The organism is Bradyrhizobium sp. IC4060 (assembly GCF_020193715.1).
Classification (GTDB): Bacteria; Pseudomonadota; Alphaproteobacteria; order Rhizobiales; family Xanthobacteraceae; genus Bradyrhizobium; species Bradyrhizobium yuanmingense.
Genome location: NZ_JADYVJ010000004.1, coordinates 394,576 through 408,153, shown reverse-complemented (window position 1 = coordinate 408,153; position 13,578 = coordinate 394,576). Strand labels below are relative to the sequence as shown.

The 13,578-nt window shown below is 61.8% G+C and carries 10 protein-coding genes and 3 pseudogenes; 2 read left to right on the top strand and 11 right to left on the bottom strand.

Annotated elements, in window-relative coordinates:
- The 6 genes and pseudogenes from I6F16_RS17945 to I6F16_RS17920 all read right to left on the bottom strand — a co-directional run.
- A pseudogene (locus tag I6F16_RS17945) lies at positions 1-1,578 on the bottom strand (DHA2 family efflux MFS transporter permease subunit); the annotation flags it as partial.
- Positions 1,575-2,618, bottom strand: coding sequence for an HlyD family secretion protein (locus I6F16_RS17940; protein ID WP_225173900.1), 1,044 nt, complete (start codon positions 2,616-2,618; stop codon positions 1,575-1,577). The pseudogene I6F16_RS17945 and the gene I6F16_RS17940, both read right to left, overlap by 4 nt.
- Positions 2,619-2,707: 89 nt before the next feature.
- A complete protein-coding gene (locus tag I6F16_RS17935) occupies positions 2,708-3,355 on the bottom strand; it encodes an NAD(P)-binding oxidoreductase (protein ID WP_225114615.1) in 648 nt (215 codons plus the stop codon).
- 317 nt (positions 3,356-3,672) lie between these two features.
- The gene (locus I6F16_RS17930; protein WP_225114616.1) at positions 3,673-4,602 is read right to left on the bottom strand and encodes an MBL fold metallo-hydrolase; all 930 of its coding nucleotides are present in this window, start codon (positions 4,600-4,602) and stop codon (positions 3,673-3,675) included.
- Between the two features lie 96 nt (positions 4,603-4,698).
- Positions 4,699-5,916 carry an NAD(P)/FAD-dependent oxidoreductase gene (locus I6F16_RS17925; RefSeq protein ID WP_225114617.1) on the bottom strand — a complete coding sequence of 406 codons (1,218 nt, stop codon included), beginning with the start codon at positions 5,914-5,916 and terminating at the stop codon, positions 4,699-4,701.
- A 1,130-nt stretch (positions 5,917-7,046) separates the two neighbouring features.
- Entirely contained in the window at positions 7,047-7,892 is an 846-nt protein-coding gene (locus I6F16_RS17920) for an AraC family transcriptional regulator (protein WP_225114641.1), read from the bottom strand.
- A gap of 492 nt (positions 7,893-8,384) precedes the next feature.
- Here I6F16_RS17920 and I6F16_RS17915 point away from each other — a divergent pair, with 492 nt between their 5' ends.
- Positions 8,385-9,314, top strand: a complete 930-nt coding sequence (locus I6F16_RS17915; RefSeq protein WP_225114618.1) for an AraC family transcriptional regulator — start codon at positions 8,385-8,387, stop codon at positions 9,312-9,314.
- A 27-nt stretch (positions 9,315-9,341) separates the two neighbouring features.
- Here I6F16_RS17915 and I6F16_RS17910 read toward each other — a convergent pair whose 3' ends face one another.
- Entirely contained in the window at positions 9,342-10,202 is an 861-nt protein-coding gene (locus I6F16_RS17910; RefSeq protein WP_225114619.1) for a catalase, read from the bottom strand.
- Between the two features lie 192 nt (positions 10,203-10,394).
- On the bottom strand, positions 10,395-10,640 hold the full coding sequence (locus I6F16_RS17905; RefSeq protein ID WP_109142908.1) for a hypothetical protein: 246 nt from the start codon (positions 10,638-10,640) through the stop codon (positions 10,395-10,397).
- A gap of 154 nt (positions 10,641-10,794) precedes the next feature.
- Here I6F16_RS17905 and I6F16_RS17900 point away from each other — a divergent pair.
- A pseudogene (locus I6F16_RS17900) lies at positions 10,795-10,987 on the top strand (type III glutamate--ammonia ligase); the annotation flags it as partial.
- 14 nt (positions 10,988-11,001) lie between these two features.
- On the opposite strand, the gene I6F16_RS17895 reads toward I6F16_RS17900, so the two are convergent.
- From I6F16_RS17895 to I6F16_RS17885, 3 genes and pseudogenes are all read right to left on the bottom strand, one after another.
- Positions 11,002-12,105 carry a murein L,D-transpeptidase family protein gene (locus I6F16_RS17895; RefSeq protein WP_249785526.1) on the bottom strand — a complete coding sequence of 368 codons (1,104 nt, stop codon included), beginning with the start codon at positions 12,103-12,105 and terminating at the stop codon, positions 11,002-11,004.
- 40 nt (positions 12,106-12,145) lie between these two features.
- Positions 12,146-12,229 (bottom strand): annotated as a pseudogene (locus I6F16_RS17890) (nitroreductase); the annotation flags it as partial.
- 426 nt (positions 12,230-12,655) lie between these two features.
- Positions 12,656-13,516, bottom strand: coding sequence for a helix-turn-helix transcriptional regulator (locus tag I6F16_RS17885; RefSeq protein WP_057026658.1), 861 nt, complete (start codon positions 13,514-13,516; stop codon positions 12,656-12,658).
- Between the last annotated feature and the right edge of the window lie 62 nt (positions 13,517-13,578).

The window sequence follows — 13,578 nt, the reverse complement described above, 5'->3', positions numbered from 1 at the left end:
CGCGCGCTTCTTCGCGTGCAGGGCAAACGCGATCTTGATGGTGACCAGAACCGGCGCAGCGATGACGAAAAGAAGAGCGATGGCAGCGAACGCGGTGTCGAAAGCGATCACCGTGGATTGACCGGTGAGGGCTCGACCCAACAGACCCATCGCAGTCCGGCCGGCGGCCACGCTGTCCATTCCTCGTGCTGCGAGCATGGCACTCGTCGTTCCCAGCCGCTCGCTGACCGCGGGAAGGCCTGCGGTGACACTCGCGCCAAGCACCGTGGCATTGGTGGTGACATTGTGGTCGATCATGGTCTGGAGCCCGGCTACCCCCATGAGGCCTCCGAGCTGGCGCCCGGCGTTGAAAAGACCGATGCCGGACGCTCGATTGCGGTTGTTGAGGTCGCTGAAAGCGATAAGGGTGATCGACAGGAAAAGGAAGCCAAGTCCAAAGCCGCGAAGCAGGATGGCGGCCATCATGTCGTCGGCGCCACTTTCGCTGGTCGAGCCGGACAGCATCCACATCGCGGCCATGATCATCAGGATTCCGAACGGCACCGTGGCGATAGGGGGAGCGCCCCTGACCTGCATGAGAAAGGCAGCAATGAGGAGCGCGCCGACGAAAAGCGCGCCGCTCGGCAATAGGAGCTGGCCGGCCTCACTTGGCGTGAACGCGAGTACGGACACGGCAAACGACGGGATCAGATACGCGCTGCCGAACAAGGCGGCACCGGCGACGAAACTGACGATGAAGGCGAAGGAGAAATCGCTCGACCGGAACAGGGTGAAATCGAACAGGCCTTGGCTTTTGGCCATCGCTTGTTGGCCGAGAAATGCCAGCAAAGCGGCTGCGCCGATCACGGTCAGCCACACGATGCGAGGCTCCTCTAACCAGCGCCATCGGCTGCCTTGGTTGAGAACATAGGTGAAGCAGAAGAATGTGACTGAGATCAGCAAGAAGCCGACCCAGTCGAACGGAAGGCGCGCAGCCGCAACGGGCCTGGGACCGTCTGCGATCAGCAGAAGTCCGATAGCGGCGAGGGCTACCGGAACAACGCCGAAGAAAATCCATGCCCACGACTGGCTGTCGATCAACCATCCCTGGAGCGCCGGAGCGATGGTCGCAGGAGCCACCACAGACCCCATCGCAAACAGAGCCTGAAGGATCGGCTGGCAGGATCGCGGATAGGCGAGAAAAATGATCGACTGTCCCGCGACAAGCAAGGCGCCGCCGGAGAAGCCCTGTATGATGCGGAGTGCGACCAGCAGATCTAACCGATACGTGATGGCGGCGATGCCGCAGGCCGTGCCCATGACCAGCGTCGAACCGATGATCAGGCGGCGCGGACTGGTGCGTGTCATGAGCCAGGAGGCGGCCATGAACCCGACTAGCTTTGTTGCGGTGTATCCGATGTCCAGCCAGGCGAACTCGTCGGGAGTCGCATGGGTGTCGCCAATGATGTCGTTGCGTCCGAGCGACAGGACGGTGCTTGCGATTGCCTCCGTCAGAGTGGCGAGCACGATGCCTGCGACAAGAATGCTTCCTGCCGCGCGTCTGTCGTAGCCTGGCGTGGCGTCGGCGATCGCGGTCATGTGCCGCTTCCTCGATCTATTTCGACACGCGCCGACAGGCCAGGCACGACGCGGCCGGGCAATGGATTTCTGTCGAAGCGGATTTTCACAGGCACCCGTTGAACGACACGAATGAAGTTCCCCGTCGCATTGTCAGTGGGGAGCAGGGTGAACGCAGAACCGCTGCCGGGCGCAAAGCTGTCCACCACACCTTCAATCGTCTGGTTCGGATAGCCGTCCACCTTGATGCGGGCGCGTTGACCGGGCCGGATATGTTCGATCTGGCTTTCCTTGAAGTTCGCCACCACCCACACGTCCTTGACCGGAACGATATCGAGCAAGGAGGTGCCCGGCGTGACAAGCCGGCCGACGCGAACCTGGCGGTTGCCGACGACGCCGTCGACCGGCGCATGCACCACGGTGTGGTCGAGATCGATCTGGGCGAGATCGCGTGCGGCGTGCGCTTGCGCCACTGCAGCAAGTGCAGCTTCGCGCTGGCTGGCAAGGACGGCGATGCGTGCCCGCTGGGCCTCCACCGTTGCCGCCGCCGCCGACACCCCCGCCTCGGTTCTCGATAGCGCCGCATCGCTTTCATCGACCTGCGCCTGGCTGACCGCGTTGGTGCGGATCAGTTCGCGGCGGCGATCGGAGGCCTTTCGCGCCAGATTCAGCTCGGCCACGCTCGCAAGTCTTTGAGCTTCGGCCTGCCGTATCAGGGCATGCTGGAGTTGGATCTCCGCATCGACATTGGTGAGGCGGGCTTGGGCGGCTTCGACATTGGCCTCGGCTTGCGCCAGGCGTGCGCGGTAGTCGCGATCGTCGATCCGGAACAGGACGTCGCCTGCACGAACGGTCTGGTTATCCTGAACCTCCACGGCCGTGACGTAGCCTGCAGCCTTCGGCGCGAGCGAGGTCATTTCGCCGCGAATATAGGCGTTATCGGTGAATCTCTCGTTCGAATGGGCATACGCCCAGCCACCAGCCACAAGCACGACAGCGCCGAGGCACAGCACCAAGCCGACCGCCTTCCTGTTAGCATGCACCACAATACCCTCCTGCAACGGTTGTTGTCGCTGACAGCTCTGCCCATTCACTCGCGTTCCGGCCGCCATCGGCGGAGATCGCGGTTCACCGCAATTCGTCGCCAAACCTAGTTGCGCACCGTTATGGCCTTCTTGTATGTCGCGGGGTCATCGAGGATCTTGACCAAATACTCGGCCACGTCCGCGCGGGTGGCTGTTGAGGTGATGTTCCAGCTCAGATCGGTCCCGGCCTTCAGGTTTCCGCGAGCACGCTTGAATGTCAGCGTCGCCGGTCGAACGATCGTCCAATCGCAGTCACTCTCCCGGACAGCTGCCTCCTGCGCCTCCTTGTCTGCCATCACCTCCTTGAGTGCGAGCTTGACCATGAAGCCTGCGCCAAAACTCCCGGTGTGGTAGCTCTCACCGACACTCACCGAGCTCTCAACGATGAGTCGACTCTGGCCTGGAGGCATGGCGGCCAGAATGTTCTTGGTTCCCACCGAGCAAACCGGGACACCGGGCTGGCGTCGACCCAGATCCTCCTTCGCCTGAGGTACCATCCCCAACGTGCAGATCACCGCATCCGCACCTTGGACCGCAGATGCCACCGAGGCTGCATCCATTGCATCGCCCTTGACGATTCTGAGATTCGGATGCGTCAAGGGCATGCGCTTCGGGTCACGGACAAAGGCGGTGACGACGTGACCCGCGGACAAGGCGGACTCAACGACGAGCCGTCCTGTCGACCCCGTTGAGCCAAAGACAACGACGTTCATCACACTCTCCCATCGCGCGGCTTCGAGGCGCGATCGCCGTGCGGAGGGTCCGTGAAGCCAGCAGCATCTTTGCGCGGACACTCAGGTTGCGCCGGGGTCATCAACGGGAGCGGGCACTCACCGTGGCGGGTGGCTTCCTTGATATACATGTGCATGCAGAAGGCGCAGCCGTTGACCTGCGAGGCGCGCACGGTCTCGTGTTTCATCGAGGTCGAGCTCCAAGAGGATTTTGAGTGAGCGGGCCGCGCTCCGGCGCCGGTAACGCGGCCCTTATCGAATGAGGTGCTTACGATGCGCCTCTCGATCGAACTGTGCGATCAGTAGTCCCAGAAGACGGACACCCAGCGAAAGGCGTCGCCGTCGACTGCCACATGTCCGACGGACGGGAACGGCAGGTGAGTGGCCACCAGCAGTCCACCGGTCTCAGCCAGTTCCCGCAACAGATTGATACGAACGCGGGCCGACTCCTCGGGATCGTGTTCGAAGCCGTTGTACCAGTCGGGGTGCTCGAACCCGACCGCGAACACGAGGTCGCCGGCGAACGTCAGCCGGTCGCCGCCGGACGCCACGCGGACCACGCTGTGCCCGGGGGTGTGGCCGCCGGTGCGAGTGACGATCACTCCCGGTGCCACCTCGTACTGCTCCTCGAACGGCCGTAGCTGGCTGCGGTACTCTTTCACGAACCGCTTGGCGGTCGATCGAAGCGCGTCCGGGAAACCCGGCGGCATGGCGACGTGGGAGAAATCGGGCGCCTCCCAGAACTTGACCTCGGCGGCCGCCACGTGGATCCGCAGGTCCGGACGTAGCCGTTCCTTGACCCCTTCGACGAGCAGCCCACCGATGTGGTCCATGTGCATGTGGGTCAGCACCACGTCGGTCACGGACGCAAGATCGATGCCGGCGGCCTCCAGTCGCTTGATCAATTGCCCGGCGCGCGGCAAGTGCAAGTCCGGGTCGAGCCCAAGCCCAGCATCGACGAGTATGGTCCGGTCGCCGCTACGCACCACGACCACATTCAGCGCCCAATCGTAGGCGTCGGGCGGCAGGAACATGTCTTTCAGCCAGGTCGCCCGGACGGCCGGGTCGATGTTGTGTGCCAACATTGCGGTTGGGAGCGGTAGCACGCCGTCGCTGACGACCAGCACGTCAATGTCGCCGACCTGCACCGCGTAGCGCGACGGAACCAATTCGTTGGACCCCGGTCCACTGCGGTGTGAGGTGTTGGCAAGGCTCGTGTCTACGTCCATGTTCGATCTCCTGTTTCATGTTCAAGGCCACTGGCTGGTCTCGGTTGAGCTGGCCGCGCAGCCAGCGAGAAGTGCGGCCCATTTCGCGTGAAGCTTCTAGAAGAAGCCACTCACGTCAGTCACACGCTCCGGATCGGCAGCGGCCAGCGCGGCGGCACGCTCGGGCTGCGGCGGATAGATCCAGACGGTGTTGATCTCCTGCTTGGTCTTCTTGGCGACCTCGCCGACCATCGCCACTTTGCGTTCCCAGCCAACGGTGAACAGCGCACCGGCTTCGCCGAGGTCGAGGCAGGTGACATAGCCCTTCTGGTGATAGGGCTTGGTCGGAACGCCCAGCAGTTCGGCGGCGGCGTTGTTGCCGGCAAAAGCGCCCATTCGCGTGGCGTGCTGACACGACATCAGCGCGTAATTGCCGATATCGTCGCTTGCGGCCCTGGCGGCATCGCCGGTAGCGAAGACACCTGGCACTGATGGCACGCGCAAATCCCGGTCGACCAGTAGGCGGCCGAAATTGTCGCGCTCGGCCGGGATCTGCTGGGTCAACGGTGCCGCGCGAATACCTGCCGCCCAGATCACGGTCTCGGCCTCGATGTGTTCGCCGTCGGAAAGCGTGACGCCGGATTCGTCCAGCGATGTAATGCCGGCGCCAAGCCGGGTCTCCACGCCGAGCTTGCGCAGGGCCTCCTCGATGACAGGGCGGGGGCCTTCGCCCATATCAGGTGCGATCGCCTTGTTGCGGTCGACGATGATGACGCGCGTCTTGGCGTCCTTGCCGAGGATTCCGCGCAGTCGCGAGGGCATCTCGGTGGCCGCCTCGATGCCGGTGAAACCGCCGCCGGCAACGACAACCGTGTCACGCCCGTTCGCCGCCGGCCGTTTCGCCAGGCCGCGCAAATGCTTGTCGAGGGCGACTGCATCATCGAGCGAGTCGACGCTAAATCCGTGCTCGCTAAGGCCCGGAATGTTCGGACGGAATAGCCGGCTGCCGGTCGCCACCACCAGCCGGTCGTAGGAAAGGGTCTTCTTCGCACCCTTGGTGGCGACGATGCCCACCGTGCGGGATTTGGCGTCGATGGTTTCGGCGCTGCCTTGCACGTAAGTAACATCGACGGCCTTGAGCACCTCCAGCAGCGGCGCCGTCAGGGTCTCGGGCTTCGGTTCGTACAGCCGCGGCCGCACTACCAGCGTTGGCTCTGGCGCGACCAGCGCGATCTCGAGCTCCTCGGGCGAAACGCCCTGGATATCGCGCAGGCGGGCTGCGGAAAGTGCGGCGTACATGCCAGCGAAGCCGGCTCCTATGATAACAAGTCGCATGTGATCTACTCCTTGGTTTGGTTTTCTCGGTAGTGCCCGCCGCTTCTCTTTGGTGGCAAGCATCCTCCGATCGACGTCGACGCGAACAGGCGGACCGAAGACCGGCGGGCCCTATGGTAGGCAGTTCGGTGCCGAAGACATCGGCGTGGGATTTTCACAAGCCGCGCGGCAGCCTCCGAAAGGGGATGCCCAGCCACGGTTAAGGGTCACGGGCAAAGCTGGGCTCGGGCCCCAGTTCTGGTAGGGGAGCTGGGCGCCTACTTTGGACATGATGGAAATCACGGGACTGGCGCGTTGCACCGCCTGCGCTGGAATTTCCACCTCCTCCCCCGCTGCTGAAGTGAAGCGAACTCCCAAAGAAAGTCCGTACACGAGTGCGGTCACGAAGCCTTTTCGGCGTGAAGTGATTGCAAGCCGGTCGACCAAGTTCTTCCTGAGCATGTTGTCTCCGTCTGCTGGGGCGTGGGGCACCCTCATGATCTAGCGGACCGAAGATGCGACTGCGCCAGAGCGATTGCTGTACCTGCAGAGCAATTGCTGCTAACGCACGCGGCGTTGCGCTAGGGCTTTCGCCCAGGCGATCGCTGAACGCCACGGCGAGGGCGTACGAGACCGCGTAGCCGAGCTCCGCCGCCATCGACAAAAAACCATGCGTCGGCGACTTGCAGCATGTTCATGGTGATCGAGCGGTACTGTGGCGCAGCCGAACGGGCGGCGAGATCCCGGTGCTTTCCTTGAAGGCTCGGCAGAAGTGGAAGCTCGACAGGCCCGCCTCGCGAGTGAGACATCGGTATCGATGTCCGCGCAAGTGTTCGCCGGTGCGGCGGCATTGCCATCGGCGACAACGCGTCAATGACCGGCTGGATCGCGGTCCAAGAGATCGCAGGGATGCCGTGCCGGACAACGCGCTCGACTGTTATCTGCGGATTACAACATCACGTTTCAAGAACCCGGGAATACCCATCGCGAGGTCGAGACCGGTCGATGAGTGTCATCGTGCGAGAACGCGCCGCTCCAAACACCGCCGATTTCCCACTCACCGCTAGAACCGCAGTGATGCCCTGGGGGAAAGCCATGGACGTGGTCGGCCATAAGTGCGGGAAAAGCTTGTTACGGTAGAACGAATGCCGTCAACGCTTGTGACGTCTCCAGTCGCTTGGCGTTTCGCCGGTCAGTTTCTTGAATGCCGCGGCGAAGGCGGTCTGGGAGGAGTAGCCGAGGGCCGCCGCGATCGAGACGACGGATTCATCGCTATCGCGCAGCATGCTCATGGCCTGCTCGAGCCGGTACTGGCGCAGCCAGGCATGAGGCGAAAGCCCGGTGCTTTCCTTGAAGGCACGGCAGAAATGAAAGCGCGATAGACCGGCATCCGAAGCCAGCGCCGCGAGCGAGACGTCCGAATCGCTGTCCGAGCGCAAGCGGTCGGTGGCACGGAGCAGGACCTTCGGCGAAAGCCCGCCCATTGTTGGCTGGATCGTCGTTGGCGAGCCGGTGTGCGCAGCCAGAAGACGCGTGGCCAGAAGGTCTATTAATTGGTGCCTGAACAGCGTATCCAGCGCCTCATTGCTCTCCAGGACATCCGTCGCGCTCAAGATCAATCGGGACGTAATGGGGTCGTGATGCGCCGTTCGCTCCACGAGGTCGATCGGTGTGGCGGTGTTGGCTTCGTCAGCGACGCGCTTGAGCACTGCGTGAGGAAGATAGAGCTGAACGACATCAACAGGTTTCGGAATATCCCATCGTGAGCTTGATCCTTCCGGAATGATTATCAATACACCGGGCCGAAACGTTCCGATCGCAACCGATCTGCCTGTCCGACGCTCCATGCGCTGCATCGAGCCGTTGTAAGCCATGATGACGTGATGGCTCATAGGCTCGACGACGTCGTGCAATGGCTCATGTTTCCAGTGAGCGATCGCGCTCCCAGAGGGGTCCAAAGCCATGCTGAGTGGTTTGGTGTGAAGCACGCGTGCCATCTCAACATCGGCAGGACGGCGGTCGGCAACCTGCAAATAACGCTGCTGCGCGCCGGAAGCGTCTGACTGGTTTTGTTGGTGCGAATGATCGCGCAAGATTGGCTGGCTCATAAACCTGTCCTAGCTTCGAGGAGCATCGTTGAGCGTTCGGCGCGCGTTCTAAGCGGGTACAGGCCCAGCGTCTTTCTCAAAACTCCCGTGCTTTGCCTGATCCTGCTGTAAGCTGATGCTAGGCGCCCGCGCCGCGATTAAAGTCGCAATCAGCGCGGCGGACGGTGGCGGTTAACTGCTGTCGAAATAGGCAATCGACGCCGGGAGCCGTCGTAAGCGGCAGCGAATGGACAAAATCGCTGACGTTCTCGAGCAGACATCGAGCTTTGTGTCACGAAACTGCCACGACGAAACTGGACGACCGTGCGCTAGCGTCAGATAATGGTTCACGAAATCACGTGCGGGCGCTTGTCAGTCCAACTTCGCTGAGAGAGTTATCCTATGACCCAGGCGAGCGCCTTCGGCCGGAAGCTCGGGCGGTTTTTGCACCTGAAGGATGCGCCGCCCTCGCTGATAACGAGTTCGCTGCGCGGGGTGGAGCTCGCGGTCACCGAAACCCGGGATGACAATCCAGTGCCGGGTCTTTCCGGTTCCTTTACCGCGGAGGATGCTTTCGTCGTCAGCCTCAAACTTCACGATTATCCCGACTGCGAACTCTGGGAAAATGGCAAGTGCGTGATGAAAGCGGATGTTCCCGCGGGAGCGACCTATCTGTACGACCTCAAGCGCGATCCGCGCTACGTGATCGACAAGCCGTTCCACTCCCTGTTTTTCTATTTGCCGCGCTCGGCGCTCGACGCTCTCACTGAGCAGCCCCGCATGCCGCGCGTCGGTCAGCTTGCCTGTGAACTCGGCGTAGGCCATGACGACACGGTCGTCCGTCATATCGGCGCGTCATTGCAACAAGCGCTGCGTCGACCAGACGAGACGAACCAGCTTTTCATCGATCACATGATGCTCGCGCTCACCGCACACGTCGCCCAGGCCTACGGCGGGCTACGTCCTTCTGAACCGAATCGCGGCGGCCTTGCGCCGTGGCAGGTCAAGCGCGTCTGCGAAAGGCTGGAGTCCGATCTCGGCGGAAAGCTTTCGTTGCAGGAAATCGCGGCCGAGTTCGATCTTTCGATCAGCCACTTTTCGCGCGCGTTTCGCATCTCCACCGGCCTGCCGCCGCACCAGTGGCTGCTGCGCCAGCGTGTGAAGGCGGCCAAGCAACTGATGACGGTTCGCGACCTGTCGCTGTCGGAAATTGCAATATCGGCCGGGTTCGCCAATCAAAGCCACTTCACGAGGGTGTTTTCGTCTGTGGTCGGCGTCAGCCCGGGAACGTGGCGCCGCGAGGCGCAGGGTGCATCGGAAAGCGAGAAGTGATCGGAGCCCCGGCAGAAGCCTTTTCGCTCAGCGACGCGTTGCCTGCGAGATAGCGTAAGCGGCGCGACGCACCGCAAACATCTCGTCCAACGGATGACCGATTCCTTCGGCCAGAGTTGCCGGATTGAACATGGGTTCGTCGCAGGCATCATTTTCTTCGACACGAGTGATCACGATCGTTCCCAGCCGTACCGCTTCGCGTCCGTCCTCATCGGGCCATCGGACGGTCACGTCCATGACCGGGTCGCCCGGACGGTCCAGCAGCGCCATCACACTGAACCTCATATCGCGAGCCGCGATCCGGGATTCGAGGTCGTGCAGCAGCTCGGTGGGTTTTGCGTTGGCTGCGGCCCTGCGCCTCGCCGCCTGTTCGCCGACTGGCGTGACCTTGAACTTGATGAACCTTGTCTCGCCTCTTGAATTCGTCGCGGGAAACGCGTGCACGCCCCAATAGGTTGTTGAGGCAAAGCTTGCGGCAGGCGGATGCGCGGCGATGTAGCTCGCCTGATGCAGCGTCTCGGGATTGGCAACTGAAAATGTCTCGACCATTTCCAGATCCGGCTTGCCGTCGGGTCCTGGAGTACGTGCTCGAAGGAAAGCCAGCATCTGGTCGGGGGTCCTCGCGAAATGAACCGGGGCACTCTGGGTTAAAATATCCGAGCGCTCGCCATCGCTGCCAAGCCGGAAGCTGAATCCGCGCAATAACAGGTAGTTGGTGTCTAGGCCTTCCGCCACCGAGAAGCGCGCCAGGAGGCGCGAAGGCTTGGTGAAGCTACAGGATTTCGTGATCTCCTTCGCCTGGTCCGATGGGGTATAGGTGCCGCGAACGCATCGGCCATTGGCAAAGCTTGCACGTGACTTTGGCGGAAGACCGGCAACCGTCTTCATGGCGGCGACTATGGATGCGGAGCCGGCAAGGCCGCGGGGGAACTTGGGCAGGACGGGACCTCGTGATCTAGAGTTGGTAAAGTTCTTGGGCAGGACAACTTGGGCGTCTTTCCCGAATCCTCCCCGCCTTGTCCGTTTCTGCGACAAAGCTTGCCGACGGCAGCATCCCCGATGCGTACCGTTCGCAGGACCTCAGTTCGCTTCTGGTCCGGCGAACTTTGGCCAAGGCTGATGCTTGGCCCGCCATTTCGGGCCAGGGCCACGCATGTAGTGCAGCTCGGGCCGGTAGCTATCGCGTAGGTCCAAAAACAGGTTCTGAAGAATGCTGGCGATGTCGGACACGGTCACAGCCGCCTTCGAGAAAAAAACAGACTTTGCGGACCAGCGCGCAGAAGCCGGTGCGATCACACGAGGACTGACAATGTTTTTCCAGATCATCGTTTCTCTCCGTCCGCTTGGATGTCGGCCGATGATTTAGCGGATCGGGTCTGCTGCTGCGCCAGAGCGATTGCCGTACCTACAGAGCGATTGCTGCTAATTCATGCGCCCGGCCAATCGGTCGTGCCTCCGCAGGTTCCGCGAGACCTTCAGGCACACCGTGACCTCGGCCAAGCGGCTCCCGATGAATCTGCTCGATGCCTTGCGAGCGCTCGAACATTTCAAGCGTGCTGCGGGATCACCTCGGGGAGTTCGTACCCGCCTATCTCAAGCTGAAGCATGAGGAGTGGAACGACTACGCACGCCATCTGACCCAATGGGAGCGAGACAACACTCTGGACTGTTGAGTTGCAACAGGTGTTCAGCACTGGCGCGATGGGAAGCCGGCACGCGCCGTATCACACACAGACGATCTTGAGGACCAGGTACCAAACCATTTGCTCGTCAACGAACCATCATTGTCGGTCCACGGGATCGGTGGCAATTGCGGCAGGTAGGATGCATATGGCATCACTTTCGCAAGCGTCACCCTGCCCGGGTACCGAGCGAGAAAAGCCTTGTTCATTCCGCCGTCGAATCCGCTGTAGATCGGGGCAACTGGCACGTTGTCTTCAAGCAATTGCGCGTACGCGCGCTCGTCGGCGCGCCGTTTTTCCAGCGCCCTTCGCGCGATTTCCGGATTGACGACAAAGGGAGGGCATTTCTCGATCGGATTGAACACGAGAGGGTGCGGCGACTTTGGGGAAGGTTGCGCATCGAACACATAGCGGCGGTTACACACATCCACTTTGGGTTCGAGTTGTGTCGTCTCGAAATGATCGTTGCCGACCTTGAGCATTTCCCAGAAGGGCAGGTTGGGATTGTTTCGATGGCGCGCCAGATTCACCGGTGTCAGGCGGAACGGATAGGCCTGGACCTGGAACGATGTTCGGCCGCCGCGGAATGAGTCACGCGCCAGCGAATAAATCTCGCTGATCTGCTCGTCCGTCATGGCATAGCAACCGCTCGACCAGCAGTCGCCGTGGATCATGAGGAAGCTGCCGTTTCGCTTGTTTGCCCTGTCGAAGCTGTTCGGATAGCCGAGGTTGATCGAGAGATAGAAATTGGAGTTGGGGTTCATCAACTCAGGCGTAACTGTATAAAACCCTTCCGGAGCCTGTCGGTCGCCCTCGTACAATTTCGGCCCGAGATCGCCCGACCACCGGCAGATCGGATAGGTCTTTAGCAATTGGAAACGGCCGGCCGTGTCCTGCTTCCAGACTTCGAGCTCTGCCTCGTCCTTGAAAAGACGCACAAGGATAGGGGAATATTTCGGCATCTTCTTCTGTTCGAGCAGCGCGAGCAGCTCGGCCGGCAATTCCTGCGTCGCCTTGGCGGGCAACGGCTTGCTGCTTTCGCCAAAGCATGTGGCAGGTGCTAAGGCAGCGGCAAAAGCCGCCGCCAGCACAATTGCGTGTCGGACCATGGCGGATATCACTGCTGTACTTCCAGCCCGCCGCGCGCCGCTATTTCTCAAATCCGACGAACATCGTAGCCTCCTCGACCGACTTCCGCTCCGACACCATCGCATTCGCCGGAAAAGTCTCGTCATTCTACCCCCGATGTCGCCGGACCACCGGACGCTGTTTCAGCAGTCGACGCCGCGCCCGGCAAGCACGCGAAGGCGCAACACAAGTCGTTCGATTGCAATACTATGGATCAATCGGACGACATCGTCTACGGAGTGAACGACCTCGAGGCAAGGTGCTCTCCGCAAGCCTCGCCCGTTCGGCAGGCTCGGCTGAACTCGACGAGAGGTGATCGCGCTGGTGCACCGTGCCTCGCCGGTACCTCCGGCAGGCGCCAGGCGATCCATCACGGCGCCTGTACGCTTCAGCACGCGATGACACATCATGGTTCTGCTGCAAGATGGTCCCCGCTACGGGCGAACGCACACGCTGGCGCGACCACCTTTACTACAAAATGGCTGTCTCGGCGCGGCTTTCATCTCGACGAACCGGCATCGTCGCTAGCGACTAGCGCAACACGACTTCTTGATCTGTCCAGCGAAGATAATGCCGCGGTGCAGCGCCTAGCTCGCGCTTAAACATGGCGGCGAATGCGCTCGGGCTGTCATAGCCCACGTCCAGCGCTACGCATGTGACGGGTTCGCCTGCGCCCAGGCGTGCCAAAGCTTCCAGGAGCCGCACGCGTTGTCGCCACACTGAAAAGCTCTGACCGGTCTCGCGGCGGAACAGCCTCGTCAGCGTTCGCCGGCTGAGGCTGCATTTGTCTGCCCAGTCGTCGAGCGTGAGGTCCGAGGAGGGGTCGCCAAGCACTGCCTTACAGATCGCCGCAAGGCGGGGGTCCGGTGGCACCTGCACGTGAAGCGTCACCTCCGGCATGTGTGAGATCTCGGCGAGCAGGAGTTCGAGAAGCTTGCCGTCGCGTCCGTCCTGGTCGTAGGTCTGCGGCATCCGCACCGCCTCGTCCATCAGGGCTTCGACGAGCGAGGATGCACGAATCAGGCGGCACGTCTCCGACGTTCCTCGTCGGCGATCAGGCGTGACATAGATCGTCTGGGCCTCGACTTCACCCCAGGCGCGCGACTGATGTACAACGCCAGCCGGAATCCATAAACCATGGCCGGGTGGAACCACGAAATGACCGCGCTCGGTCATCATCGCCGTGACGCCGGTGATCTGCAGGATGAACTGGTCGCGCCGATGCGCGTGCCGCGTGCTGGTGCTCTCGTTCGGATAAGTTGCGGTCATCGCGGCGACCGGCCGCGCGATCGTCTGAAGTTGTCCGGCATAGTTGGCGGCCGCTGCGGGGCCCTCCTGTTTGCTGCAGGTGCGCAATTCGCCAGTCACATCTCGCCGCGCTACGACTTTCACGTGTCGTGAACTCCCGATCCAAGTCCTTTTCTGCAAGGCTCTTATGCATCTTCCGGGCCAGA

Bases quoted from the DNA above. Each gene is read 5' to 3' on its own strand.
- I6F16_RS17935 (WP_225114615.1), bottom strand. From the start codon at position 3,355: ATGAACGTCGTTGTCTTTGGCTCAACGGGGTCGACAGGACGGCTCGTC.
- I6F16_RS17930 (WP_225114616.1), bottom strand. From the start codon at position 4,602: ATGGACGTAGACACGAGCCTTGCCAACACCTCACACCGCAGTGGACCG.
- I6F16_RS17925 (WP_225114617.1), bottom strand. From the start codon at position 5,916: ATGCGACTTGTTATCATAGGAGCCGGCTTCGCTGGCATGTACGCCGCA.
- I6F16_RS17920 (WP_225114641.1), bottom strand. From the start codon at position 7,892: ATGGCACGCGTGCTTCACACCAAACCACTCAGCATGGCTTTGGACCCC.
- I6F16_RS17915 (WP_225114618.1), top strand. From the start codon at position 8,385: ATGACCCAGGCGAGCGCCTTCGGCCGGAAGCTCGGGCGGTTTTTGCAC.
- I6F16_RS17910 (WP_225114619.1), bottom strand. From the start codon at position 10,202: ATGAAGACGGTTGCCGGTCTTCCGCCAAAGTCACGTGCAAGCTTTGCC.
- I6F16_RS17905 (WP_109142908.1), bottom strand. From the start codon at position 10,640: ATGATCTGGAAAAACATTGTCAGTCCTCGTGTGATCGCACCGGCTTCT.
- I6F16_RS17895 (WP_249785526.1), bottom strand. From the start codon at position 12,105: ATGGTCCGACACGCAATTGTGCTGGCGGCGGCTTTTGCCGCTGCCTTA.